General features: G+C 49.8%; 1 protein-coding gene. It reads left to right on the top strand.

The window, feature by feature from the left end; all coding sequences use genetic code 11:
* A partial coding sequence (locus tag R7Z47_RS26985) for a PhoX family protein (RefSeq protein WP_318131046.1) occupies positions 1–508 on the top strand: 508 nt, incomplete at both ends.

Below are 508 nucleotides of genomic sequence, written 5' to 3' on the forward strand. Positions count from 1 at the left end.
GATGGCATGCACTTTTTCCCATTAAATGACAGTACGACCGACGGCCTGCTTTGCATCAACCATGAATACATTGATACATCAGCACTGCATCCAAACGGTCCAACAGTTGCGAATGGCGTTCGCACAATAGTTGATGAAGTTCGCAAAGAGATTAACGCTCACGGCGTTTCCGTTGTTCGTATTCAGCTAGAAGACAATATGTGGAAATTGGTGGATACCGATCCGCTTAACCGCCGATACACTGGTGCGACAGTGATGGATTTATCTGGCCCAGTCGCTCACACGGCGCTTACTGTGACGCGTTTTTCGCCTGATGGCAGCCAAGCTCGTGGTACGTTAAACAACTGTGGCAACGGCTATACGCCGTGGGGTACTTACCTCACGTGTGAAGAGAACTGGCCTGGTTACTTTGTTAACGCCGGGACTCGCACAGAAGAACAAGATCGTATTGGTGTGGATGATAAGAGCACGCGCTACTTGTCGGAAACAGTGGCAGGTAACGCAGAAG

The sequence above is a fragment of the Vibrio sp. 1641 genome (assembly GCF_033339995.1).
GTDB classification, from domain to species: domain Bacteria; phylum Pseudomonadota; class Gammaproteobacteria; order Enterobacterales; family Vibrionaceae; genus Vibrio; species Vibrio alginolyticus.